The sequence below is a fragment of the Vibrio sp. S234-5 genome, from assembly GCF_000960595.1.
GTDB lineage: Bacteria > Pseudomonadota > Gammaproteobacteria > Enterobacterales > Vibrionaceae > Vibrio.
Map to the genome: position 1 here is coordinate 137,172 of NZ_JZAM01000228.1, position 23,819 is coordinate 160,990.

The 23,819-nt window shown below is 47.2% G+C and carries 24 protein-coding genes; 11 read left to right on the forward strand and 13 right to left on the reverse strand.

Annotation, left to right across the window (positions count from 1 at the left end; all coding sequences use genetic code 11):
* Window positions 1-38 precede the first annotated feature (38 nt).
* Window positions 39-1,709 (forward strand): asparagine synthase B, encoded by a 1,671-nt coding sequence (gene asnB, locus UF06_RS14230; protein WP_045571024.1) that lies wholly within the window; start codon window positions 39-41, stop codon window positions 1,707-1,709.
* A 74-nt stretch (window positions 1,710-1,783) separates the two neighbouring features.
* Here asnB and rfaH read toward each other — a convergent pair whose 3' ends face one another.
* Window positions 1,784-2,287, reverse strand: coding sequence for a transcription/translation regulatory transformer protein RfaH (gene rfaH / locus UF06_RS14235; RefSeq protein ID WP_045571025.1), 504 nt, complete (start codon window positions 2,285-2,287; stop codon window positions 1,784-1,786).
* A gap of 304 nt (window positions 2,288-2,591) precedes the next feature.
* On the opposite strand from rfaH, the gene UF06_RS14240 reads away from it, so the two are divergent.
* Entirely contained in the window at window positions 2,592-3,980 is a 1,389-nt protein-coding gene (locus tag UF06_RS14240; protein ID WP_045571026.1) for a peptide MFS transporter, read from the forward strand.
* A 54-nt stretch (window positions 3,981-4,034) separates the two neighbouring features.
* On the opposite strand, the gene hemH is transcribed toward UF06_RS14240, so the two are convergent.
* From hemH to htpG, 3 genes are all read right to left on the reverse strand, one after another.
* The gene (gene hemH, locus UF06_RS14245; protein WP_045571027.1) at window positions 4,035-5,006 is read right to left on the reverse strand and encodes a ferrochelatase; all 972 of its coding nucleotides are present in this window, start codon (window positions 5,004-5,006) and stop codon (window positions 4,035-4,037) included.
* A 199-nt stretch (window positions 5,007-5,205) separates the two neighbouring features.
* A complete protein-coding gene (gene adk, locus UF06_RS14250) occupies window positions 5,206-5,850 on the reverse strand; it encodes an adenylate kinase (protein ID WP_045571028.1) in 645 nt (214 codons plus the stop codon).
* Window positions 5,851-6,229: 379 nt separating this feature from the next.
* Window positions 6,230-8,137 (reverse strand): molecular chaperone HtpG, encoded by a 1,908-nt coding sequence (gene htpG, locus UF06_RS14255; protein ID WP_045571029.1) that lies wholly within the window; start codon window positions 8,135-8,137, stop codon window positions 6,230-6,232.
* Window positions 8,138-8,391: 254 nt separating this feature from the next.
* Here htpG and UF06_RS14260 point away from each other — a divergent pair, with 254 nt between their 5' ends.
* The 4 genes from UF06_RS14260 to UF06_RS14275 are packed head-to-tail and all read left to right on the forward strand — an operon-like array spanning window position 8,392 to window position 10,859.
* Entirely contained in the window at window positions 8,392-9,246 is an 855-nt protein-coding gene (locus UF06_RS14260; RefSeq protein ID WP_045571030.1) for a transcriptional regulator, read from the forward strand.
* Window positions 9,247-9,257: 11 nt separating this feature from the next.
* Window positions 9,258-9,776, forward strand: a complete 519-nt coding sequence (locus UF06_RS14265) for a regulatory protein ToxS (RefSeq protein WP_045571031.1) — start codon at window positions 9,258-9,260, stop codon at window positions 9,774-9,776.
* Between the two features lie 39 nt (window positions 9,777-9,815).
* Window positions 9,816-10,571, forward strand: coding sequence for a sulfite exporter TauE/SafE family protein (locus UF06_RS14270; RefSeq protein ID WP_045571032.1), 756 nt, complete (start codon window positions 9,816-9,818; stop codon window positions 10,569-10,571).
* 9 nt (window positions 10,572-10,580) lie between these two features.
* Window positions 10,581-10,859, forward strand: coding sequence for a SelT/SelW/SelH family protein (locus tag UF06_RS14275; RefSeq protein ID WP_045571033.1), 279 nt, complete (start codon window positions 10,581-10,583; stop codon window positions 10,857-10,859).
* Window positions 10,860-10,887: 28 nt separating this feature from the next.
* Here the strand turns inward: UF06_RS14275 and yfcE are convergent, their stop codons facing one another.
* From yfcE to UF06_RS14300, 5 genes are read right to left on the reverse strand one after another with little or no spacing between them, the layout of a single operon-like run.
* Window positions 10,888-11,433, reverse strand: coding sequence for a phosphodiesterase (gene yfcE, locus UF06_RS14280; RefSeq protein ID WP_045571034.1), 546 nt, complete (start codon window positions 11,431-11,433; stop codon window positions 10,888-10,890).
* A gap of 35 nt (window positions 11,434-11,468) precedes the next feature.
* The gene (locus UF06_RS14285) at window positions 11,469-11,885 is read right to left on the reverse strand and encodes a CBS domain-containing protein (protein ID WP_039433957.1); all 417 of its coding nucleotides are present in this window, start codon (window positions 11,883-11,885) and stop codon (window positions 11,469-11,471) included.
* Window positions 11,882-12,232: a P-II family nitrogen regulator gene (locus UF06_RS14290; RefSeq protein WP_045571035.1), complete on the reverse strand. Its 351-nt coding sequence runs from the start codon at window positions 12,230-12,232 to the stop codon at window positions 11,882-11,884. Before UF06_RS14290 ends, UF06_RS14285 begins: the two co-directional genes overlap by 4 nt.
* Window positions 12,222-13,016 (reverse strand): DUF1538 domain-containing protein, encoded by a 795-nt coding sequence (locus UF06_RS14295; RefSeq protein WP_045571036.1) that lies wholly within the window; start codon window positions 13,014-13,016, stop codon window positions 12,222-12,224. Before UF06_RS14295 ends, UF06_RS14290 begins: the two co-directional genes overlap by 11 nt.
* Complete coding sequence (locus UF06_RS14300; RefSeq protein ID WP_045571037.1) at window positions 13,013-13,747, reverse strand: DUF1538 domain-containing protein; 735 nt, start codon at window positions 13,745-13,747, stop codon at window positions 13,013-13,015. Before UF06_RS14300 ends, UF06_RS14295 begins: the two co-directional genes overlap by 4 nt.
* 214 nt (window positions 13,748-13,961) lie before the next feature.
* Between UF06_RS14300 and UF06_RS14305 the strand changes: the two genes are divergently transcribed.
* From UF06_RS14305 to UF06_RS14325, 5 genes are all read left to right on the forward strand, one after another.
* A complete protein-coding gene (locus UF06_RS14305) occupies window positions 13,962-14,876 on the forward strand; it encodes a TIGR01777 family oxidoreductase (protein ID WP_045571038.1) in 915 nt (304 codons plus the stop codon).
* Between the two features lie 24 nt (window positions 14,877-14,900).
* Window positions 14,901-15,728, forward strand: coding sequence for an SDR family oxidoreductase (locus UF06_RS14310; RefSeq protein ID WP_045571039.1), 828 nt, complete (start codon window positions 14,901-14,903; stop codon window positions 15,726-15,728).
* A 294-nt stretch (window positions 15,729-16,022) separates the two neighbouring features.
* On the forward strand, window positions 16,023-16,877 hold the full coding sequence (locus tag UF06_RS14315; RefSeq protein ID WP_045571040.1) for a co-chaperone YbbN: 855 nt from the start codon (window positions 16,023-16,025) through the stop codon (window positions 16,875-16,877).
* A gap of 181 nt (window positions 16,878-17,058) precedes the next feature.
* Window positions 17,059-17,964, forward strand: coding sequence for an SPFH domain-containing protein (locus UF06_RS14320; protein WP_171816734.1), 906 nt, complete (start codon window positions 17,059-17,061; stop codon window positions 17,962-17,964).
* A gap of 9 nt (window positions 17,965-17,973) precedes the next feature.
* Window positions 17,974-18,426 (forward strand): NfeD family protein, encoded by a 453-nt coding sequence (locus UF06_RS14325; RefSeq protein WP_045571042.1) that lies wholly within the window; start codon window positions 17,974-17,976, stop codon window positions 18,424-18,426.
* Between the two features lie 65 nt (window positions 18,427-18,491).
* On the opposite strand, the gene UF06_RS14330 is transcribed toward UF06_RS14325, so the two are convergent.
* From UF06_RS14330 to zipA, 4 genes are all read right to left on the reverse strand, one after another.
* On the reverse strand, window positions 18,492-19,133 hold the full coding sequence (locus tag UF06_RS14330; RefSeq protein WP_052702564.1) for a DUF2057 domain-containing protein: 642 nt from the start codon (window positions 19,131-19,133) through the stop codon (window positions 18,492-18,494).
* Between the two features lie 80 nt (window positions 19,134-19,213).
* Entirely contained in the window at window positions 19,214-20,254 is a 1,041-nt protein-coding gene (locus UF06_RS14335; RefSeq protein ID WP_045571043.1) for a porin, read from the reverse strand.
* Window positions 20,255-20,742: 488 nt separating this feature from the next.
* Window positions 20,743-22,752 (reverse strand): NAD-dependent DNA ligase LigA, encoded by a 2,010-nt coding sequence (gene ligA, locus UF06_RS14340; protein ID WP_045571044.1) that lies wholly within the window; start codon window positions 22,750-22,752, stop codon window positions 20,743-20,745.
* A 64-nt stretch (window positions 22,753-22,816) separates the two neighbouring features.
* Complete coding sequence (gene zipA, locus UF06_RS14345) at window positions 22,817-23,716, reverse strand: cell division protein ZipA (protein ID WP_045571045.1); 900 nt, start codon at window positions 23,714-23,716, stop codon at window positions 22,817-22,819.
* Window positions 23,717-23,819 lie beyond the last annotated feature (103 nt).

Here is a 23,819-nt window from a genome sequence, read left to right on the forward strand (position 1 = left end):
ATACCGTTAAAAAATATTCAGTTTAAAAAGGATGTTGTATGTGTTCAGTATTTGGCATTTTAGATATAAAAAGTGATGCAGCCGCACTTCGCCCGATCGCGCTAGAGATGTCGAAAAAACTTCGCCACCGTGGCCCAGATTGGTCTGGTATTTACGCGTCTGAGCGCGCTATTTTAGCGCACGAGCGCTTAGCCATCGTCGGCCTCAACAGCGGCGCCCAACCACTTTACAGCCCAGACAAAAAACTCATCCTTGCGGTTAACGGTGAAATTTACAACCACAAAGAGATCCGCGCTCGCTACGAAGGTAAGTACGAGTTCCAAACCGACTCAGACTGTGAAGTGATTTTGGCCTTGTACCAAGACATGGGTGCAGATCTACTGGAAGAGCTGAATGGCATCTTTGCCTTTGTGCTTTACGACGAAGAGAAAGATCAATATATGATTGGCCGTGACCATATTGGCATCATCCCTTTGTATCAAGGGTATGACGAACATGGCAACTACTACGTCGCCTCAGAGATGAAAGCGCTGGTCCCTGTATGTAAAACTTTGAGCGAGTTCCCTCCTGGTAGCTACTACAGCTCAACTGATTCTGGCCCACAACGCTACTACATTCGTGACTGGAACGAATACGCAGCGGTTGAAAACAATGTGAGCAGCAAAGAAGAGTTGACAGAAGCACTGGAAGCGGCTGTTAAACGTCAACTCATGACCGACGTGCCTTATGGAGTACTTCTGTCTGGTGGCTTGGACTCATCAGTCACCTCAGCAATCGCTAAGCGATTTGCGGCAATGCGAATTGAAGATGACGAACAATCCGAAGCTTGGTGGCCGCAATTGCACTCGTTTGCTATTGGCTTAGAAGGTGCACCTGATCTTAAAGCCGCACGAGAAGTCGCCAACAAGATTGGTACCGTACACCATGAGATGACTTACACCATCCAAGAGGGTTTGGACGCAATCCGTGATGTGATTTACCACATTGAAACCTACGACGTGACCACCATTCGTGCTTCAACGCCCATGTTTTTGATGGGCAGAAAAATTAAAGCGATGGGGATCAAAATGGTTCTTTCTGGCGAAGGGGCTGACGAGATCTTTGGTGGCTATCTCTACTTCCATAAAGCACCAAACGCCAAAGAGTTTCATGAAGAGACCGTCCGTAAACTGTTAGCGCTTAACATGTTTGACTGTGCTCGCGCCAACAAATCGCTGGCGGCATGGGGTGTCGAAGGCCGCGTTCCATTCTTGGACAAAGAGTTCATTGATGTGGCGATGCGTCTCAACCCAGCAGATAAAATGTGTGGCAACGGTAAGATGGAGAAGCACATTTTGCGTGAGTGCTTCCAACACTATCTACCCGATTCAATCGCATGGCGTCAAAAAGAGCAGTTCTCTGACGGCGTGGGCTACAGCTGGATCGACACACTGAAAGAGACAGCGGAAGCCAAAATCACTGATCAGCAGATGGAAACGGCGAAGTTCCGCTTCCCATACAACACGCCGACCACCAAAGAAGGTTACGTGTATCGCGAAATCTTTGAGGAGCTGTTCCCGCTGGCTTCAGCGGCAGAATGTGTTCCTGGTGGCCCATCGGTTGCTTGTTCTTCAGCTAAAGCAATTGAGTGGGATGAGTCGTTTAAAAACTGCGTTGACCCATCGGGGCGTGCCGTGAAAACCGTACACAACGACGCCTACAAAGGCTAATACCAACAAGGCACCCTCGCGGTGCCTTGTTTTTTTAGTTTGCCTATTTTTAGCTTGCAGGTCGTCATTTAGGGTTAACCGCCCAGCTCAAGATCACTGTTACTGATGCTCACTGGCACCACTTGGGAGATCATTTTCACCAGCATGATTGACCGCGTTTCGCCGTCTTGTTCTTGGAAAATCGCATCAATACCAGCAAACTGACCTTTCTTAACGCGAATCGACACGCCAGGACGTGGTAACGATTTTGCTTCAACGCACACGTCATTCTCTTTCTGATGCTCTTTAAGTTCAAAGATGAGGTCACCCTGCAACTCTTTCGGCTGTGCGCCAAATCGGACAAAATCCACCACCCCGCGGGTTGAACGAACCGTCGTGAAGGTAGGACCAAGCTCAAAATCAAATCGGACAAAAATATAAGACGGAAAAAGAGGTTCACTTCTTTTCTGCCTTTTGCCACGCAAAATTTTCTCGACCATTATTGTAGGGTAGAAACACTCCACTCCCTGATTTTCCAAATGCTGCTTAGCGCGCAGTTGTTCTCCGCGCTTACAGTAGAGTAAGTACCAACGTTTCATTCTAACTAGCCATCTATATCTTTTCGTCTCTTACCATTATCGCTTTCATAAACGGAAAGAGCCAGCTTATCACTCCCCAATCCGTGTACGTCGTCCAACAAATGTAAATATTTTCCTCTCAAAAATGAAACTTTAGTTTGTAACACATAAATTGCCGCAGCAGAAAACAACAATCCTCTTTATTTACAGTCAATTGCCAAAAGATCTTTTGCTTTTGTTCATTTTTTAGCATTTGTATAAAAAGTTAACTGGAGGTATACGTAATCCCCAATAAAAATTTTAATGACTTGAAATAGCTTAGTTTATGTCAACACAACACCAATATTTCGGCCATCCTCGTGGTCTATTTTTACTTTTCGGCACCGAGCTGTGGGAACGCTTCTCTTACTACGCGATGCGTGCCATTCTGGTACTTTATCTCACTGATGCAACCATCAACGGCGGTATGGGTTGGAGCACGAAAGACGCGCTGGATCTGTACGGCATCTACACCGGACTGGTGTACATCACACCTCTGATTGGTGGCTATTTGGCTGACAATTTCTTGGGGCAACGACGCTCGATTTTAATCGGTGGAGCGCTGATGGCGATTGGCCAATTTACTTTGGCCCTTCCGGCAGATGTGCTCGGTTTTAGCGATCTGCATACGTTTTACCTTGGTTTGGGTTTGCTGATTTCAGGTAACGGTTTATTCAAACCGAATATCTCAACGATGGTCGGTTATCTTTATCGTGAAGGGGATAACCGCCGTGATGGAGCGTTCACTATTTTCTACATGGGCATCAACCTTGGTGCCTTGATTGCAGGCGTGGTGTCTGGTTCTGTCACCGAATCTTATGGCTGGAAAGCGGGATTTGTCGCTGCGGGCATTGGTATGCTGATTAGCTTAGCGATGCAAATGACGTTTGCCCAATCTTGGTTAGGCGATATTGGTCGTGAACCTGCTGCAAAGCGCGATCTTGAGAACAAGCAGTCGGCACGTAAAGAGCCTTTGACCAAAGAAGAGGCGGATCGGATTAAAGTGATCCTCGTAATGAGCCTCTTTACTATTGTCTTTTGGGTCGGCTTTGAACAAGCCGGTGGCCTGATGAACATTTATACCCAGCAATATACTGACCGTATGATCGGCAGCTTTGAAGTGCCCGCGGCTTGGTTCCAGTCACTGAACCCATTTTTCATCATTACCTTGGCTCCAGTCTTGGCTGTATTGTGGGTAAAAATGGGTAAACGAGAGCCGAATTCACCGAAGAAATTTGCCTTAGCAATGTTCTTCCTCGCGTTAGGCTTTTTATGTATGGTCGGCGCGGTGATTGAACAAGGGGGCGATACCAGCGTGAAAACGTCGATGCTCTGGCTGGTGGGTGCTTTCTTTTTCCATACATTGGGCGAGCTTTGTCTGTCACCGATTGGTCTGTCTTTGGTCACCAAACTGGCACCTCTGCGCCTCGCTTCTTTAATGATGGGTGCATGGTTTGGTTGTAACGCGATTGCCAACTACGTCGCAGGCTACGTAGGCTCACACGTTGGAGAATTTGGAGCGATGGCGATTTTCAGCGGCATCGCTGTGACAGCGACGATCTCTGGTACCATTCTGCTGCTGTTTTCAAATACGCTGGTTCGTTGGATGCATGGTGCTGAAGTCACCAGCAGTGTCGCTGAACAGCTTGAAGAGCAACAAGTTTCTGTTGCGTAATCGCTTCTCCTGCTAAAACTAAGGCCACATTCCGTGGCCTTATTGGTTTGTCCGCTATGCTTGCGAATTGGGTAGATGGAGCAGCTCTACCATCATCTCAATATGTTCATCTGCTGCATTTAGGCAAGGAATATAGGTAAAGCGCTCACCGCCCGCGTGAAGGAAGCTCTCTTTTCCTTGTTCTGAAATCTCTTCTAAAGTTTCCAAGCAGTCTACGGAAAAAGCCGGAGTCAAGACATCCAACGTTTTAACCCCTCTCCCTGGAAGCGCCTCTAAGGTTTTATCCGTATAGGGTTGCAACCACTCTTCTCGACCAAAACGGGATTGATACGTCAAACCTATCTGCTCTTTGGTCAACCCCAACTCCAAGCGCAGAAGCTCTGTCGTCATTTCACAGTGCTGCGGGTAAATATCGCCATTGTCGGCGTAGCGTTTCGGAATGCCGTGATAAGAGCAGAGCAAGTAGTCTCCGCGACCATTTTCCTGCCAAGATTGGCGCACCGACTGAGCGAGAGCTCGGATGTAACTGGGGTGATTGTGATAGTCCCGCACAAAATGAATGCTGGGTAGCAGCGCCATTTTAGCGAGCGCTTTACTGAGCGCATCGAAAGCCGCTGCTGTGGTGGTCGCAGAATATTGCGGGTACAGAGGTAGCACCGTGATCAGCTCCACACCTTGTTCCATCAGCCGGGTTATACCTGTGGATACACTAGGGTTGCCATAACTCATGCCCAGTTCAACTGGCAAACCAGTGCGCGCTTGCAATACTTGTTTTTGCTGCTGCGAGTAAACCATTAAGGGTGAGCCCTCTTCCATCCAGACCGATTGATATAACTTGGCCACTTTAGGTGAACGGATGGGCAAAATGATGCCATGGAGAATCGGACACCACAGCCAACGGCTCATATCAACGACACGTTTATCATGCAAGAATTGACTCAAAAAGCGTTTCACGGCGGGTGCGGTCGCGTGCTCTGGAGTTCCAAGGTTAACTAAAAGCACTCCGTGTTTTTTTGTGTTGTTCATAGCGTCTCTACGATAATGGCTGAGGAGTTTTATACGGCAATATGAATTCATCGATCAAAGCGAACTCCCTATAAGGGTCATTCGCAAACCTCTCGGTTAAAATCGGCTAACTGGCTGATGAAACATAATAAAAAAGCGACCCTAGGGCCGCTTTCACTATAACAAACATTTTGCGATTATTGGTAATAGGTACGACCTATTATGCCAATGCCTTCTCGATATCAGCACTCACTTCGGCAACTTGCTTCGTTCCGTCAAACTTGAGGTACTTGGTGTTGCCCGCTTCCGCTTCTTTGCCGTAGTAAGCAATCAGTGGTGCTGTTTGCGAATGGTACACGCCTAGACGTGCGCGGACCGTTTCTTCTTTGTCGTCATCACGGACCACAAGATCTTCACCTGTGATGTCGTCTTTGCCTTCCACTTTTGGTGGGTTGTAAACCGCATGGTAGGTGCGGCCAGAAGGTAGGTGAGCACGACGACCCGCCATACGTTCCACGATCACTTCATCCGCAACATCAAATTCGATCACGTAATCAACCGCGATACCCATCTCTTTTAAGCCATCAGCTTGAGGAATTGTGCGTGGGAAACCATCTAGCAAAAAGCCTTTCGCACAATCTTCCGCAGCAATGCGCTCTTTAATCAGGCCTAGAATGATTTCATCAGAAACTAGTTGACCAGCGTCGATCACAGCTTTTGCTTGTTTACCAAGCTCAGTACCTGCTTTGATAGCGGCACGTAGCATGTCACCAGTAGAGATTTGTGGAATACCATACTTCTCCATGATGAATTGAGCCTGCGTGCCTTTACCTGCACCTGGAGCACCTAGAAGAATGATGCGCATGTTGAATCCTCTTTCGATTATGATGATTTATACCGAAGCTCACTATGTCAGTGACGTGGTCGACGAGCGAAGCAATAAAGAGTAAAAACGAGTCTAGCTTGACTCGTTGAAATCCCTAAACAGCCCGATACCACAAGCTCACGGTAAGTTTCGGTATAATTGCTTTTATAGTTAACAACAAAACAGGCGTGCACCTTACACGCCTGTTTGTTTCGTTTCAAGTTTGCATTCTACCACACAATATTGTTCTCAAGCGCGAATTAAGACTAAAGAATGCTCAAGCACTCACACTTCACACTATCGTTCAACAAATTGTTGCAAAATGAATGCAAATGCGCGCAAAAAGAGCATAAGTAGCGACTTTTCGCGGCAAACGTTATTAGCCCTTAGTCAAAAGCGTGTTGATCGCCCCCAAGAACTGGCTTGGATCTTCCATCGAGCCACGCTCAGCAAGCATTGCCTGCCCCAGCAGGACTTCAACCCAGCGACCAAACGCCTCTTCATCCGCTTCATCGGCCATGCGCTGCACTAGGGCATGATTTGGGTTCAGTTCAAAGATGTACTTCACTTCAGGCACCGCTTGACCGGCAGCAGCGAGTAACTTCGCCATTTGCGTACCCATTTCGTAGTCGTCGGTAACAACGACCGCAGGCGTGTTGGCTAACTTGAAGGTCGTACGTACCTCTTTGACGCGATCACCCAAGTAGTTTTTAGTTCGCTCAACCACCGACTTGAACTCTTCTTCCGTCTCTTTCTGCTTTTCCTTCTCTTGTTCGTCTTCGAACTTGCTCAGATCAAGACCCGCTTTGGTGATTGATTGGAACTGCTTGCCATCAAACTCGGTTAGATAGTTCATCAACCACTCATCGATGCGATCAAACATCAGAATGACTTCAATACCTTTGGCTTTAAACTGCTCCAAGTGTGGGCTGTTTTTCGCCGCCGCGTAGCTATCCGCTGTTAGGTAGTAAATCTTATCTTGGCCTTCTTTCATGCGGGCAACGTAAGATTCAAGCGAGACGCTTTGCTCAGCAGAGTCAACTTCGGTCGAGGCAAAACGCAATAGCGCGGCAATTTTCTCTTTGTTGGCAAAGTCTTCTGCTGGGCCTTCTTTCATCACCAAGCCAAACTCTTTCCAAAAACGCTGATACTTATCGGCATCATTTTTCGCCATACGTTCTAGCATGGTGAGCACTCGCTTGGTACAAGCGTTGCGCAGTGATTGGGTGACTTTGTTGTCTTGCAAAATTTCGCGCGACACGTTGAGCGGCAGATCGTTTGAATCAATCAAGCCACGCACAAAACGTAGGTATGACGGCATGAACTGTTCTGCGTCATCCATGATAAACACTCGCTGGACATACAATTTCAAACCGGACTTATGGTCACGGTTCATCATATCCCAAGGAGCTTTGGCTGGAATATAAAGCAAGCTGGTGTAGTCGTTTTTACCTTCGACGCGGTTATGGCTCCAAAGCATCGGATCGGTAAAATCGTGAGAGACGTGTTTGTAAAACTCTTGGTACTCTTCATCAGTAATGTCGGCTTTGTTACGCGTCCAAAGCGCTTGTGCCTTGTTGATCTGTTCCCATTGAATTTGGTCGGTTTCGTTCCCTTCGTCATCGCGAACCTTGGTTTGAATCGAAACCGGGATGCCAATATGATCGGAATATTTGCTCACCACATCACGTAGACGCCACTCGTTCAAGAACTCTTTGCCATCTTCGCGCATGTGCAGAACGACGTCCGTGCCGCGCGATTCTTTGTGGATGTCTTCGATGGTGTACTCACCTTCTCCCGCAGAGTGCCACATTACCGCTTGATCAGCAGACAGCCCCACCGCACGGGTACGCACCGTCACCGCGTCAGCGACGATAAACGCCGAGTAGAAACCAACGCCGAATTGGCCGATCAATTGCGACTCTTTTGATTGCTCTTGTGAGAGCTCAGAGAAAAATTCCGCTGTACCTGATTTCGCAATGGTTCCGAGATGAGAGATCACCTCATCACGGCTCATACCAATCCCGTTGTCAGAGATGGTAAGTGTGTTGTTTTCAGCATTAAAAGAGAGCTTCACACCGAGGTCAGCGTCACCTTGATAAAGATCGGGAGCAGAGAGCGCCTGAAAGCGCAACTTATCAGCCGCATCTGACGCGTTTGAGATTAACTCGCGTAAAAAGATCTCTTTGTTGGAATACAGAGAGTGGATCATTAGGTGAAGAAGCTGTTTTACTTCTGACTGAAAGCCACGAGTTTCTTTGTTGTTTGCTACGTTTGTCTCGCTCATTTTCACTCCAATGTAACTTTAAACAGTATTAAAGACTAAATAGGTTGATTGTACATCTTGGATGTTCTGCTCTTAAGATGTGGCTGACAAATGTAAATTCAAGGTCAATTGTGGGGAAAACGCTGTTTTTTTGCATAAATTTAATTATCCTATCCGCATGCATACGGAAACATTAACATTGCCAATGCAACCATTAGCGCACAAAATAAGCATAAGCTATTGAAAAATAAAAAACATAATATAAGAAGAATGTCATGAGTCATATCGGCACTAAGTTTGTTATCGCACAACGGTTCATTTTTGATCCGAACAGCAATACATTACTTGATCAAGATTTCAGCAACGAAATCGTACGGCTGGGCAGTAATGAAAGCCGTATTCTGCTGATATTGGCAGAAAGACCAAATGAAGTTTTAAGTCGCAACGAATTGCATGAGTTTGTCTGGCGCGAGCAGGGTTTCGAAGTGGATGATTCTAGCTTGACCCAAGCTATTTCTACCTTGCGTAAAATGCTCAAAGACTCCACTAAATCGCCTGAATATGTGAAAACTGTGCCAAAGCGCGGCTATCAGCTCATCTGTTCGGTAGAGAGAATCACTCCTTTGCTGTCAGATAAATCGAATAGCATTGAGGAAGCACCGGATGCCGATTCCCTTAGCCTCGAAGAGGTTGAAATTACGCAAGACGGCTACGCAAGTGATTTAATCGAAGTCGAAACACTCAATACCCAAGAGACAATCATTGCGCCAAAAACGCGTTGGTATATCATCGCTATGTGGTTGCTTTCCATCTTGCTGCCGATAAGTGTGATGTTGTTTACCAATCCAGCTGAGTCTAAATTTCGGGTATTGGCAAACGTGGGTGACATTCAAGTACTGACCCCGATTAACCATCCTCCTTTGCAGGCTTGGCTACCGTCCATTGAACAATGCGTGAATAAATATGCAGAAGTTCACCTTGGCGAATCGACGCCAGTGAAAGTCATTGCAACAGGTGGACAAAACAATCAACTGACACTGAATTACATTCATAGCCTCAACCATTCTAGTGAAAACGTTACGTTGAGAATCGTGGCCGAACAAAATGACCTTGGTTCCATTTGTAAATGATTAGGACATGCATGAAAACTAAAATCGCCTCTTTACTTTTGGTGGCTTCAACGCTCTTTAGTGCTTGGCTTTACTGGGGAAGTGATCTGAAGGTCGAACAGATCCTCTCCGCGAATGAGTGGCAGTCCAATATGGTTACAGTGATCAATGATGAGCTCAACCCCGATGGCACGGTTGGCCCTTTACGTAAGGTGAACGTAACGTCAAATGTGAAATATTTGCCAAACGGCAACTACATTCGCGTTGCGATGCTCAAGCTGTTTTCACATGAATCATCTCAAGAAGTCACCATCAATATTTCCGAATCGGGCCAATGGGATGTGAGCGATAATTACTTGCTGGTCACGCCGAAGGAGTTTAAAGATGTCTCCTCGTCCAAAAACCAAGACTTCTCAGATGCACAACTGAAAGTGATCACCAAAGTGTTCAAAATGGACGCACAGCAAAGCCGTCGTATTGACATCGTCAACGAAAAAACGCTGCTTTTAACCAGCCTGAATCACGGCTCAACGGTGCTTTTTTCGAACTAATCAACCAAGGGAGGTAACACTCCCTTTTTAGTGAATTCAATGGATTGGATTAACACCGCTTTGCTGTTTTTGGGTTCGCTAGTGGCCAACACCCTCGCTTCTGTTTCTGGAGGCGGCGCTGGCTTACTGCAATTTCCCCTCCTTATTTTCATGGGGCTTCCCTTTGCGATGGCTCTCGCTACCCACAAACTTGCCAGCGTCGCGCTCGGTTTAGGCGCAGCCTTTACTCACTTTCGTTCAGGTTCACTCAATGGCAAGGTTATCGTTTATCTGGTTTTAACGGGCAGTATTGGCGTAGTCACGGGCGCGAACTTGGTCATGCTGATCCCAGAGAAAGCCGCCCAGATGCTGCTTGGTTTGATGATATTGGCCTTAGGGATCTATTCGCGTGCTAAAAAGCAACTTGGCCAGAGTGAACAAGCCAATCATAGAGATATTCATGGATGGCTGATTGGCGGCACAGTGATGGTTTTGATTGGCGTCATTAACGGCTCCTTAACAGCAGGGTCAGGATTATTGGTGACGCTCTTTTTGGTGCGCTGGTTTGGGTACAGCTACAAACAAGCCGTCGCATTGACAATGATTTGCGTCGGTTTATTCTGGAACGGTATCGGAGGTTTGGCCGTGGTAGAAGCTGGTGCTCCCGTTCACTGGCCTTGGCTGCCTGCGCTGTTATTGAGCTCCTTCCTCGGGGGCGGTTTGGGCGCTTGGATAAGCCAGAGACTTAGCAACAACGTGGTCAAAATCGCCTTTGAAGTGCTCACGTTCGCCGTTGGTTTAAAATTGTTGTTTTAAAGGAAAAGTATGACAAAAGCGAAAATCGCCATCTATTACTGCCGTCAGTGCAATTGGATGCTCCGCTCCACCTGGTTGGCGCAAGAACTGCTGCACACCTTCAGTGAAGAAATTGAGACAGTCAGCCTTCACCCAGATACTGGTGGCCGGTTTGAAATTTTCTGTAATGAAGTGCTTATTTGGGAGCGCAAAGCCGATGGTGGATTTCCTGAGGCCAAAGTACTGAAACAAAAAGTCCGAGATAGAATTGATCCAGAAAGAGATTTGGGCCACTCAGACAGAAACTAAAGGCAGCCAAGCTGCCTTTTTCATTTTCTTACAGCGTGGTTGCAAGCAGGGTTTCACCGCTCAGTGCGATCACTGACCAAGTGCCAGAGTCGTACACCCCATAACTGGCCGGTTTGCCCTCTCTTGGGAAAGTCACCGAGCCGGGATTAAATATAAGATTCCCGTCTTCCCGTTGTGCTACGGGAATATGCGTGTGGCCATGCACCAATACATCCCCGGCGCGCAACCCTGGGTTTTGTTTGGCATGGTATTTATGGCCGTGAGTGAGGAATACCTTACGCCCCGGTTCAAGCAAAACCCAGGCGTAATCCATCATCATCGGAAACGACAGCAACATTTGATCGACTTCGCTATCGCAATTTCCACGCACGGCAATAATCTTATCGGCGTACTCATTGAGCAATCGTGCCACTTCTGGCGGATTGTAGGCGCGCGGAATCGGATTTCTCGGCCCATGATTTAATAGATCGCCCAACAATATCAAATGCTCGGCACCGGAGTTTTCAAAGCATGTCAACATCGCTTTGGTGGCCTCAAGGCAGCCATGCAGATCAGAAGCAATAAACAGTTTCACAACATTTCCCCTTGTTTTACCAGGGTATTGTACGTTTAAGATTCTTGCTCGTCATCCCGAGCCATGCCATTCATGACGATGTTGTTATAACTGACCATGCCAATCAGTTTGCCATTTTCAATCACAGGGGCGCGGCTGATGCCAAAACGCTCAAACAATCGCGCGCAGTATTTAACGTTCATATCAGGCGAGACGCACAACGCAGGTTTGGTCATGATCTCATAGATATTGGTTCGATGTGGCGAGCGATTTTTTGCCAACACTTTTTTCGCAATGTCGTTCATCAAAACAATCCCATACTCATCATCTTCGTGGCGTTTGTCGACCACTAACGCTTTCACCTGATGTTTCCTTGCCAGTGTGATGCCTTCATGCACTGTGGTCAGGCCGTCGACCATCACATACATGTTGGCCATCACATCCCGCACTTGAATTCTGTCATGACTGTTCATAGTTCGTCCTCTACCACTTTGGTTAACTTGGCCACCTGATGCGCAACGCCTACCGCATCCTCAATGTCAATTTGGATGGCTATGCCCTGCCCCGACTCCACATCAAACTCGCCGACGTCGTTAATGGTTTCGAGAATATGGCGAGACAGATGCTCTTCCACCACAAAAAGTAACACGTCCTTTTGTACTTCTAACGTCAAGCCAAAGAAGGTCCGTTTTTGATTTAACCCTTGACCGCGCGCATTATTAATCACAGTAGCGCCCGTCGCGCCTGCCTCACGCGCAGCATCTAAAACAATGTCTGTTTTACTGTCTTCAACAAACGCCACAATCAGTTTAAAGCGCATTTTCATTCTCCTTTGATACTTGCCGACGACTCAGCCATTGAGTGATTTGCGCGTACCCCATCACTGAGATAATGGGAAATAAGCTGGCAAAAGCAATCAAGCCAAAACCGTCGATGAGCGGATTGCGACCAGGAACGGTGGAGGCAAGCCCAAGCCCCAGCGCCGTCACCAGCGGAACCGTGACAGTCGAGGTAGTGACCCCTCCGGAATCATAAGCCAGAGGGACAATTAATCGCGGAGCAAAGTAAGTTTGAATGACGACCAATATGTAGCCGACAATGATGTAATAATGAATGGGATCGCCGACGACAATGCGGTAACTGCCAAGCGCAATGCCCACAGCAACCCCAAGTGCTACGGCCACCCTCAGACCAGTGACGCCGATACTGCCACCCGATACTTGATTGGCTTTGATCGCCACAGCAATCAACGAGGGCTCAGCGACCGTGGTACTAAAACCAATAAAAAAGGCGAACAGATAAACCCAGTAATAGTCGATCCATTCCAACTGACTGCCTAAGCTAATACGCACTTGAGTCAAAAAGTGCGGCGCAGTGAGCTGACTTGCCATGGTTTCTCCCAGCGGAAAAAGCGCGAGTTCAAGGCCCATAAGAAAAAGCGCTAACCCCAAGATAACGTAGAGAAAGCCGAGCAACACTTTCAGCGGATTGTGGATCGGCTTGCGCAACACAGCAAACTGAAAACCAAACAAAATGGCCGCAATCGGCATCACATCGACCAAAGTACTTAGCAAGATATCGAAAAAATGGCTCAACTCCATCATGTCACCACCATGCCGTAAATCATGACGAAGATCATCGGTAGCAAAGAGGCGAAAGCGATCAAGCCAAATCCGTCTAACATCGGATTGCGCCCTTTAATCGCCGAAGCTAAACCCACTCCCAGCGCCGTTACGAGTGGCACGGTAATGGTCGAAGTCGTTACGCCGCCAGAGTCATAGGCAATCCCAACGATGTTTTCTGGCGCAAAGCCCGTCAGAATCACCACAATGACGTAACCACCGATAATCATATAGTGGATCGGCCAACCTTTAAGGATTCTCAGCACGCCCAATACAATCGCCACCCCCACCGATAAGGCCACGGTGACTCTCAATCCATTAGCGTAACGATCCATAGCGTATTGGTTCTCCTCTATCACTCCCCCTTCCGCCGCAACTTGAGCGGCCTCGTCCGCCACCGCAGTCAACGCAGGCTCCGCGATAGTCGTGCCGAATCCCAAACAAAAAGAGAAGACGAACAGCCAAAACAGACTGCCTTTACGTGCAAAAGCCTGTGCCATCGACTCGCCGATGGGAAAGAGCCCCATTTCTAAACCAAAAACAAAGAAGGTTAAACCGAGGATTACCAACACTAAACCAGAAACGATGGACATCAAGTTTGGTAACGGTTGCTGCAACACCACCAACTGAAAGAAGACAATCACCACAACAATCGGCAACAGATCTCGGGCACTGGCGGCAAAGGCTCGAAAAAGAGCAAGAATGGCTGTCATTAAGCTGACTTCCCTTGGGTATGCAGTTATTTGTAATAATTGCAGATAATTTCGCTTGGTGATGTGACTTGGCCTTCGAGCAATGTCACATTTTGTTACCTTTTATTAAAACTGTGACTGAGCTATGAACGAAAATGAAATGAATCAATGACCTGTCTTGGAGTTGGCTGCGTATTTAACTCTGCCATATACTAACAACAGCATGGAGGGGCACATGAAGATATTACTGACTGGTGGAACGGGTTTTATCGGCTGCGAGCTACTCAAGATATTGAGTGAGCATCAAATCGTATTGTTGACCAGAGACACGAAGGCCGCCAAGCAGCGGCTGCATTTCGCTGACCGAGGCAACATCACTTACTTGCCTCATTTAGATGAGCTGCACGATCTGAACGACGTTGATGCCGTGATTAACCTAGCGGGAGAACCGATCGCGGATAAACGCTGGACCAAGTCACAAAAGCAGCTCATTTGTCAAAGCCGCTGGCAACTAACCGAAAAATTGGTGGCGCTCATTCACGCCAGTACCAAACCGCCCGCCGTGTTCATCAGTGGTTCTGCCGTGGGCTATTATGGTGACCAACAAGCCCATCCTTTCGACGAGAGTTTGCACGTACATAGCCAGAGTTTCACCCATACTGTATGTGAGCGTTGGGAACAGATTGCCAAGCGAGCCCAATCGGAACAAACTCGCGTTTGTCTGTTACGCACGGGCGTGGTGCTTGGCTTAGGCGGCGGTGCACTGGCTAAAATGTTGCTACCATACCGTCTAGGTTTAGGTGGGCCGATAGGCAATGGCCAGCAATATCTGCCATGGATTCACCTGCAAGACATGGTCCGAGCGATGGTCTATTTACTTGAGACCCCTCATGCGCAGGGCGCATATAACCTCAGCGCACCTCATCCGGTGACCAACAAGGTTTTCAGCGAAACTCTCGCCAGAACGCTAGGTCGCCCCCATCTGTTGATGACACCGAAATGGGCAATCAATCTCCTGATGGGAGAGTCCGCCTGTCTGCTACTCGATAGTATCCGCGCTAAACCGAAAAAACTGACGGAACTTGGATTTACCTTCCATTATTCACGCGTTGAACTGGCGCTAAAATGTCTATTACATAGCGAAAACTAACTAAGACAAAAACAAGGAAACAAAATGACCAAATCGGTATTAATCACTGGCTGCTCCAGTGGTATTGGCTATGTTTGTGCCCACGCCCTGCAAGCACAGGGCTTTAGGGTGATAGCCTCCTGCCGAAAAGAAGAGGATGTCATCAGGCTACGCCAAGAAGGTTTGACCTGTATTCAGTTGGATCTTGCTGATAGCCAAAGCATTACCCGTGGGGTAGAACAAACCTTAGCGCTCACTAATGGCGAGTTGTACGGGCTATTTAACAACGGTGCCTATGGACAACCCGGCGCACTGGAAGATCTCCCCACCGACGCACTACGTGAACAATTTGAGAGCAATTTTTTTGGCTGGCATCAACTGGTACGAGAAGTCTTGCCGATTATGAGACAGCAAAATGAGGGGCGAATCATCCAAAACAGTTCCGTGCTCGGCTTTGCCGCAATGAAATACCGCGGAGCCTATAACGCATCCAAGTTTGCTATTGAAGGTTGGACAGACACCTTACGCCTAGAGCTATACGGCAGCAATATACACATTGCTTTGCTTGAACCAGGTCCGATCGAGACTCGCTTTCGACAAAATGCACTCACCGCTTTTATGAAATGGATTGATATTGAGAGCAGTCCGCACAAAGAACACTATCTTGCCCAGCGCAGTCGCTTAGAAAATGAGACCTCAAGCAACCGATTTGTCTTGCCAGCACAATCCTGCGTTGCGCCAGTGTTGCACGCGCTCACAAGCCCAAAGCCAAAAATTCGCTACCGAGTCACCACGCCAACCGTGCTATTTGCCTATCTTAAACGACTACTTCCTGCTCGCTGGATGGATGAGATTTTGAGACGCGCCGCATAATCCATGCAATATTTGTAATCTTTCCGTAACAATGTGGTGATATCTTGTTCAATGTGACAAAACCAAAGTCAACTTTCACCTAATCTACGCATACAAGACATGTTTCAATATGACACTAAATCAACTCAACTGGTTGAGTGTAGGTGTGGTGCTGACAATATTTCTTCTTATTTAGGCACTTTCGCTTGCCACGCCACTAAACGCTGCTCTATGCAGCGTTTTTTTATGCTTGAAAATGCGGACTAGCTCCCCCATATCTTGTAAAGCCGTTATACATTCAACAAGGATCCTGACATGCACTCCCCTTTTATTGTTGATATCAACGAACAAAATTTTCGTGAAATCCTAGAGCGCTCAGCGCAGACACCGATTTTGATTCATTTCTGGGCGAATGCTTATCCAGAGAGTACCGAGATACTGCCCGCTCTGCGCCAGTTGGCCCAACAATATCAAGGTGCTTTTACCTTAGCGCTGCTGGACTGCCAAACCCAAGGTCCGATCGCAGCTCAATTCGGTGTGCAGGTACTCCCCACTATCGCTCTGTTTGTTAATGGCCAAGCGGTCGATGGTCTTGGCGGTGCTCAATCTATTGAGGCGATTCAAGCTATGCTTGGCAAGCATCTTCCCTCCACCGAAGAACTCGCACTGCAGCAAGCTATCGAAGAGATGCAAAACGGTTTGTATCCACAAGCGCTAAGTACTTTGCGTACTTTGCCAGTTGAACTACAACAACGTGGTGACGTTAAACTGGCCATGGCAGACTGCCTGCTGGAAGCGAATCAGGCAGAAGCAGCCGAACGACTGCTGTCATCCATTCCGCTTGAGTACCAAGACAACTATTTCAAAGGCCTACAAGCAAAATTGGAGTTACAAAAGCAAGCTGCCAATAGCCCTGAAATTCAAAAACTCGAGCTTGACTATCAAAATGATCCAACAAACCACACGCTTGCCTGTGAGCTAGCGGTGCAATACCAACACGTAGGACGTGAGGAAGAAGCGTTGGAGATGCTATGGAGCCAGTTGAAAACTAACCTCAATATCGGTGATGGCGAGGTGAAGAAGACGTTTATGGACATCCTCTCAGCGCTTGGGCAAGGCAATGCGATCGCCAGTCGCTATCGTCGCCAGCTCTACTCGATCCTCTACTAAATTAGCTCCTACTTACTTAAATTAAATCAATAATTTACAGCCGGAATTTACCGGCTTTTATTTTATCTGAAACGGGGGTAAGTTCGCATTTATCACGTTGTTTTTGTTTACAAAATAAGCAAAAATAAACCAATTGCATAAATTATTTATCACCAAGGACTTTCTCATGCCTATAGACTCTATGATCACCATAGCCATACTTGTTTTCGTTGTTATCGTTTTTATTGCTGCTGGCGTCAAAACGGTCCCACAAGGGAATAACTGGACAGTGGAGCGTTTTGGCCGCTACACACAAACTCTCAAGCCAGGACTTAACTTAATTATTCCTTTTATTGATTCGGTCGGCCATAAAATCAATATGATGGAGCGAGTGCTCGATATTCCTGCTCAAGAAGTCATCTCAAAAGACAACGCGAATGTCACCATCGATGCCGTGTGCTTTATTCAGGTCATAGATGCTGCTCGCGCAGCCTATGAAGTCAACGATCTTGAACACGCAATCCGCAACTTAACCCTGACCAACATGCGTACCGTACTCGGCTCTATGGAGCTGGATGAAATGCTCAGCCAACGTGACATGATTAACACCAAGTTGCTCTCAATTGTTGACCAAGCAACCAATCCTTGGGGGATCAAAGTCACTCGTATCGAAATCAAGGACGTTCAACCACCAGCCGACCTAACGGCCGCGATGAACGCACAAATGAAAGCAGAACGGAATAAACGCGCAGAAGTACTTGAAGCAGAAGGGGTTCGCCAAGCACAGATTCTACGCGCCGAAGGTCAAAAACAGTCGGAAATTTTAAAAGCCGAAGGGGAAAAGCAAGCCGCCATTTTAAAAGCAGAAGCGCGTGAACGTGCCGCCGAGGCAGAAGCCAAAGCAACAACTATGGTTTCAGAAGCGATCGCCAAAGGGGATATGCAAGCCGTTAACTACTTTATTGCCCAAGGGTATACCGACGCGTTAAAGGCGATTGGCCAAGCGGAAAACGGCAAAGTCATCATGTTGCCACTTGAAGCAACGGGTTTGATGGGGTCAATCGCTGGCATTGCTGAAATGTTTAAACACAGCAAAGACAACCACTAAGGAGGCAACTTGGTCGAATTACTCGAAGGCATGAATCACTGGCATTGGCTGGCTTTCGGGCTGGCCTTATTGGCCGTCGAACTACTCGGTACGGCAGGTTATTTTCTCTGGTTCGGTATTTCTGCGCTCGCCGTTGGTCTGCTACTTTCATTAATGCCATTAGGTTGGCCAGTGCAATGGAGCGCCTTCGCCGCCTTTTCACTGGCGACAACGTGGATTTGGTGGCGACGCCAATTAAAGCATGATAAGCAAAGCGACGCCTGCCGAGATCTCAACCAAAAGCAGAAGCAGCTCGTTGGCCAAGAATTGATTCTCGAAGAAGATATTCAGGTAGGAATGAACCGAATTCGGATTGCCGATACAACTTGGTCTGCGAAGTCGACAACTCATATACCATCCGGCAGTAAAGTGAAAATTGTCGCGATGGAAGGAATTATTCTCGTGCTTGAGAAAACTCAATAATCTGCTGGCTGGGGCGATACTCCCCCAGCCTGTTTCTATAACCATCACATCCGTCTAACACGCGATTACTGCGCGACCGCCCAGGAAAGAAACTGTTTTCTTTCCTCTTCCGTCAAAGCAAGGTACTGAGCTTTAACCATTTTTAAGCTGTTAGACTTTACGTTCGCAGGCATTACTTCTTCAGTAGCCTGCTTCTGTTTTTCAGAAAACTGGCTTTCCATCGATGCTTTATCAATTGGGATATTGCGCTGAGCGTTGAAACGAGCGATCTCTTTTTCATAATCACGCGTTATGCCCGGGCCGCGTGGCAACAGTTCTTGCTCTACTTGAACATCAGGAGAAGAAGAACTCAGGGTAAAATAAGGCTGTTGATTAAAATGGTCTGCATCTGTCGTCGTTGCAATATTGCCTTGTGGAGATAGCTGAATTTTCTGATCTTTACCGTCAAATGTAATGATAACTGGGTCTGAATTGAACTTTTCAAATTCGCCGTTTGCCTGATGCACTAACTTAGAAGCACGCACAACAATTTGATTGAGACCATCTTCTAACTGCAGTTCACTTTTACTAAATAGACGTAAACCTATTTCTTCCCCATTCACCGCCAGTAGTTCAACGTCTTTAGATAAATTCACTTGCACGCCAGCAAGTGCGGCACCAGAACACACTGTGCTCACTAGCAACAAGGCCGAAGTTCGAAAATTCATGTTAATTCTCCAAAAAAATCGAGCACCGATAAAGGTGCTCGAAAACAGTACTACATTGCTAACAGGAACTCATCTACTTCTTAGAAGTAGTATTCCGCACCGATAAGTAGGTTGCTGTCGAAACCGTCAGCATTGTTCATCTTGTAGTTACGTAGATCCATAAACAGGTAAGTGCTTGGTAGCAAGTAACCTAGACGTGCTGATACTGCAAGGTCTGCGGTATCTTTGTCTGCTTTGCCTTTCGTTTCAGAATCGGTTGTACCTGCTAGGCCCAGCTTGTAAACCCAAGAGTTGTTGACGTACTGCGCAGTCGCAGAGTATGCCATCTGCTCTTTGTCTGCCAACTCGTTGTTCATGAGTTTAACAGCGCCCGTAATAGTCAATGAATCAAAGCCTGCGCTTGCACCAATAATTGCGTAGTTGATGTCACCTTTTTTGGTGTCTACATTATTCACTTTCTCTGTGTATTCTGCTTGAGTATAGTAACCACCGTGAATATTAACTGGGCCTGCTTGATAAGAAGCACCAATACTCACAACAAGCGCATCTGTAGTTTTTTCCATGCCACTGAGCGTGACTTGATAGTTGAAGCCACCAAACGTTTCTGAATCAAAGCGGATAACATTGTCCGCGCGATCTTGATAGCCTGCGCCGATATCGTTGTTCCAGTCAAACACGTTACCTAAACCAGGGTTTGAGTGTGGCCAGTCTACGTAGTTGTACGCAGCAACAAGTTGACGACCGTACTTAATTGAACCAACACCGTCAAAACCTAGACCTAGATAAGTGTCACGAGCACCCAGTTGGCCGTTGTCATTGTGTGTCCATGGTGTAGCTGAATCAAACCCGCCGTGGTTAGCGTTACCACCTTCGATTTGCCATAGTAGGTTCGGTCCGAAATCTTCAAACTCAACCACGCCACGGAAACCAATGCGTGACTCAATTGTTGCGGTAACTGAGTTGTCACCTTTGTCTGGAGAAGCGATTGTAACGAAGCCTGCTGCTTGGCCGTAGAACTGAACTGCTTTACCGTTTAATTCAACAGCAGCATTCGCAGAACCAGAGATTGCAGCTGCTGCAACGGCTGCGCCTAGAAGAGTACGTTTAAACATTTTGTCCATGGAAAACTCCTAAAAATGGATATAGCTGTATTGTCTTTCTCACCTTTAGTTGGCCGCCGAAGGGGAGAAATCATTTCCTGTGAAAACCGCATTATTGCTAATTTTGGTTTTTGTTATTTCCTGCATACACCGTGTGTATCCATGTCCATAGACTAACTTCGCGGCGTAAAACATCCAATCAGAACTTATTTTTTTTCTAAAAAAATATGAGCAACCCCAAATTTCTCTGCTCTAGATTGATCAAGATCTAATTTTCATCCGACACAGCAAAAACCAGAAAACCCCTTTTAAAACAACAAAATAAAACAAACACGTTGAAGTGCGTCGCATTTTTGAGAGTGAAAAACAAAATGAAATCAAGTGGAGAGGTTGCTCACAGCAGAATCTGCAAGGGTTGTTCTCCTATTGTGGACGGGATTATTTTTGATAAAAAAATAACCCTCTAAAGTTTCCTTTAGAGGGTTTTAGATTTCTCTGGGTTTTGTTCTTTATAGTAAAGCGAGGAGATCTTGTTCGCTTCTTATCTCAATCCCAAGTTCTTGCGCTTTAACTAACTTGGATCCTGCCGCTTCGCCAGCAAAGAGTATATCTGTTTTTTTGGAGACACTCCCTGTCACTTTGGCTCCCAGAGATTCAAGTGCCGCTTTAGCTTCATCACGATTAAGTTGAGTCAGCGTTCCGGTTAAAACAACGACTTTCCCTGCCAAAGGCTGCTGTATTTGAGTACTTGGCTCGACAATATCAGGCCAGTGGACTCCCTGAGCAAGCAGATCTTGCACCACCGCTTGGTTCTTTTCTTCCGAGAAAAATGCCGTGATATGGCTAGCCACGACATCACCAATATCTTGCACCTCAATCAGCTCTTCATGGGTCGCGACTTGCAACTTGTCCAACGTTTTAAAATGTCGAGCGAGATTCGCAGCCGTCGCCTCTCCGACTTCTCGGATACCGAGTGAGTAGAGAAAGCGTGGTAATGTGGTGTGTTTCGCTTTATTTAGAGCGTTTACCACATTTTGTGCCGATTTAGGCCCCATACGATCCAACACCGTCAGTACTCCAGCCGACAATCGGAAGAGATCCGCTGGCGTCTCGACCATTTCTCGGTCGACCAATTGTTCAATCACTTTTTCGCCTAAACCATCAACATCAAGAGCCTTGCGGGAGACAAAATGTTTCAGCGCTTCTTTACGCTGCGCCTGGCATACCAGCCCCCCAGTGCATCGGGAGACAGCTTCCCCTTCTACTCTCTCAACATGAGAGTGGCAGACTGGGCAATTATTAGGAAACTCTATTGGCTGTTCTCTGCCCGTGCGGCGATCACGAACGACAGAAACAACCTGCGGGATCACGTCCCCAGCACGGCGAATCACCACACTATCACCAATCATCACACCAAGACGGGCTATCTCATCGGCATTGTGCAAGGTGGCGTTACTCACCGTAACACCGCCGACAAAAATAGGCTCCAGCTTTGCAACGGGTGTAATAGCGCCTGTACGACCGACCTGAAACTCCACATCATTTAAGATAGTGATCTCTTCTTGCGCGGGAAACTTGTAGGCAATCGCCCAACGTGGTGCACGCGCCACAAACCCAAGTTGTTCTTGAACGGCGATATCGTCGATTTTGATCACTACACCGTCTATCTCGTAAGGCAGTGCGTCGCGATGAGCAAGAATATCAGCATAGTAGGCGCGCACTTCATCCAGCCCTGACACCTTTTGGGTCTGGGGGCACATTGGCAGCCCCCACTCCTTAAGCTGCAAAAAGCGCTGGTAATGACTAGAAGAGAGTTCTGTCCCCGCAACTAAACCAACACTGTATGCGTAAAATGCCAACGGCCGTGATGCGGTGATACGTGAATCCAGTTGACGCAAACTGCCCGCAGCTGCATTGCGCGGGTTAACGAACACCTTCTCGCCTTTTTTACGCGCTTTTTCGTTGAGCTGCTCAAAACCGGCTTTCGGCATAAAGACCTCTCCGCGAACTTCAAGGCGAGCTGGCCAGCCTTGACCATTCAGCTTTAATGGCACAGACGGGATGGTACGAACATTTTCAGAGATGTTCTCCCCTGTTGTTCCGTCCCCGCGAGTCGCAGCCTGAACTAAGATGCCATTTTCATAGAGTAGACTCACGGCTAAACCGTCCAGTTTTGGCTCGCAGCAAAACACGTCAATAGACGAACCCGCTAATCTGTCCTGAGCGCGTTTGTGGAAAGCGGCCAGCTCTTCATCGCTAAACGCGTTGTCTAGAGACAACATTGGGATTTCATGTGTAACTTGATCAAAGCTCTCAAGCGGCATACCACCGACTCGGCGGCTTGGTGAATCTAGGGTCACTAAATCGGGATGGGCAGTTTCAATGTCGATCAACTCGCGCATCATTCGGTCATATTCTGCGTCGGGAATTTCCGGGTTATCTTCGACATAATAGCGAAATGCATGGTAATGGAGTTGTTGTTTGAGTTCTTCTAGTCTATTCAATATCGATTCAGACATCTTCCAGTCCTTGAGCACTGTAAAAAAGGGCTCCCTTGGGAGCCCTGACGGTTAGTAAGGAAGCTTAAGACTTTGTGGTCTTGAACTCAACAATTTGGCGTCTATATGCGGCCAATCTGTCGGGAGTCATGAGATTGCGACGGTCGTCAAGCACATTGCCCCCCAAGTCGTCAGCAATCTGCTGGGCAGTTTTCAGCATCAGCTTGAAATTCTGCTCGGCATCACCATAGCAAGGCAGCGTCATGAAAAACGAAATACCTTTGGTGGAAAAAGTCGCCGGATCATCGTGTTTTAATGTGCCTGGGTGCATCATATTGGCAACACTAAAGAGTACCTTTCCGTTCCCAGATAAATCTGCATGGCGATGGAAAATGTCCATTTCGCCGTAAATCAGGCCATTTTGCTGCATGCTGTCAAACAGTCGAGTACCAACAAAAGGATCCTCTCCTGCACAGTGAACATTTAAAACGATCACTTCCATCTCAGGTTCAGGGTCTGACTGAGTTTCTTCTGCCTGAGCTACACTCTGTTTTGGCCCAGCTTGTTCGGAGGGAAAAATCGGTTCTTCGCCATAAGACTCACTGACCTCTGATGCAGAAAAACTTGGCGTAACCTCAACCTCAACCTCATCATTTTGTACAGCTTGTGCAGGCTCTGCGAACTTTCTATCTTGGGTATCGAGATCGTCGATCAATGGATCACCAATTAAAGGATCTGGTGAGAAAGGCATGTTCTCTTCAAACGCAGGCTCTTTACGCTCTTTGCGGATAATTTCAAAATCATCTTCAGGCGCGACGCTAAGTGTATTTTCCTGCGTTTCGTTCTCACTCAAATCCAGTTTACTCAGTGGCTTATCACCGAACTTGGCTTTTCCCTCTTTTTTGCTCGTCCATAATCCGTGACACAGCAACGCTGCAATTGCCAGAGCACCGACAACAATGAGTACGAATCGCAATTCCTGCATTTTTTACTCTCATATTCCCCAAGACACACCAGTGACAAAAACGTTGAAAGGTCTCTACGGGTCAGTTAAAACATCATTATCGTGTTACTTTACCAAAGATAAC

Bases quoted from the DNA above. Each gene is read 5' to 3' on its own strand.
- UF06_RS14305 (WP_045571038.1), top strand. From the start codon at position 13,962: ATGAAGATATTACTGACTGGTGGAACGGGTTTTATCGGCTGCGAGCTA.
- UF06_RS14270 (WP_045571032.1), top strand. From the start codon at position 9,816: ATGGATTGGATTAACACCGCTTTGCTGTTTTTGGGTTCGCTAGTGGCC.
- UF06_RS14275 (WP_045571033.1), top strand. From the start codon at position 10,581: ATGACAAAAGCGAAAATCGCCATCTATTACTGCCGTCAGTGCAATTGG.
- UF06_RS14290 (WP_045571035.1), bottom strand. From the start codon at position 12,232: ATGCGCTTTAAACTGATTGTGGCGTTTGTTGAAGACAGTAAAACAGAC.
- UF06_RS14320 (WP_171816734.1), top strand. From the start codon at position 17,059: ATGATCACCATAGCCATACTTGTTTTCGTTGTTATCGTTTTTATTGCT.
- UF06_RS14260 (WP_045571030.1), top strand. From the start codon at position 8,392: ATGAGTCATATCGGCACTAAGTTTGTTATCGCACAACGGTTCATTTTT.
- UF06_RS14330 (WP_052702564.1), bottom strand. From the start codon at position 19,133: ATGAATTTTCGAACTTCGGCCTTGTTGCTAGTGAGCACAGTGTGTTCT.
- ligA (WP_045571044.1), bottom strand. From the start codon at position 22,752: ATGTCTGAATCGATATTGAATAGACTAGAAGAACTCAAACAACAACTC.
- hemH (WP_045571027.1), bottom strand. From the start codon at position 5,006: ATGAACAACACAAAAAAACACGGAGTGCTTTTAGTTAACCTTGGAACT.
- zipA (WP_045571045.1), bottom strand. From the start codon at position 23,716: ATGCAGGAATTGCGATTCGTACTCATTGTTGTCGGTGCTCTGGCAATT.
- UF06_RS14310 (WP_045571039.1), top strand. From the start codon at position 14,901: ATGACCAAATCGGTATTAATCACTGGCTGCTCCAGTGGTATTGGCTAT.
- UF06_RS14265 (WP_045571031.1), top strand. From the start codon at position 9,258: ATGAAAACTAAAATCGCCTCTTTACTTTTGGTGGCTTCAACGCTCTTT.
- adk (WP_045571028.1), bottom strand. From the start codon at position 5,850: ATGCGCATCATTCTTCTAGGTGCTCCAGGTGCAGGTAAAGGCACGCAG.
- UF06_RS14285 (WP_039433957.1), bottom strand. From the start codon at position 11,885: ATGAACAGTCATGACAGAATTCAAGTGCGGGATGTGATGGCCAACATG.
- UF06_RS14335 (WP_045571043.1), bottom strand. From the start codon at position 20,254: ATGGACAAAATGTTTAAACGTACTCTTCTAGGCGCAGCCGTTGCAGCA.
- UF06_RS14240 (WP_045571026.1), top strand. From the start codon at position 2,592: ATGTCAACACAACACCAATATTTCGGCCATCCTCGTGGTCTATTTTTA.
- rfaH (WP_045571025.1), bottom strand. From the start codon at position 2,287: ATGAAACGTTGGTACTTACTCTACTGTAAGCGCGGAGAACAACTGCGC.
- UF06_RS14295 (WP_045571036.1), bottom strand. From the start codon at position 13,016: ATGATGGAGTTGAGCCATTTTTTCGATATCTTGCTAAGTACTTTGGTC.
- UF06_RS14300 (WP_045571037.1), bottom strand. From the start codon at position 13,747: ATGACAGCCATTCTTGCTCTTTTTCGAGCCTTTGCCGCCAGTGCCCGA.
- asnB (WP_045571024.1), top strand. From the start codon at position 39: ATGTGTTCAGTATTTGGCATTTTAGATATAAAAAGTGATGCAGCCGCA.
- htpG (WP_045571029.1), bottom strand. From the start codon at position 8,137: ATGAGCGAGACAAACGTAGCAAACAACAAAGAAACTCGTGGCTTTCAG.
- UF06_RS14315 (WP_045571040.1), top strand. From the start codon at position 16,023: ATGCACTCCCCTTTTATTGTTGATATCAACGAACAAAATTTTCGTGAA.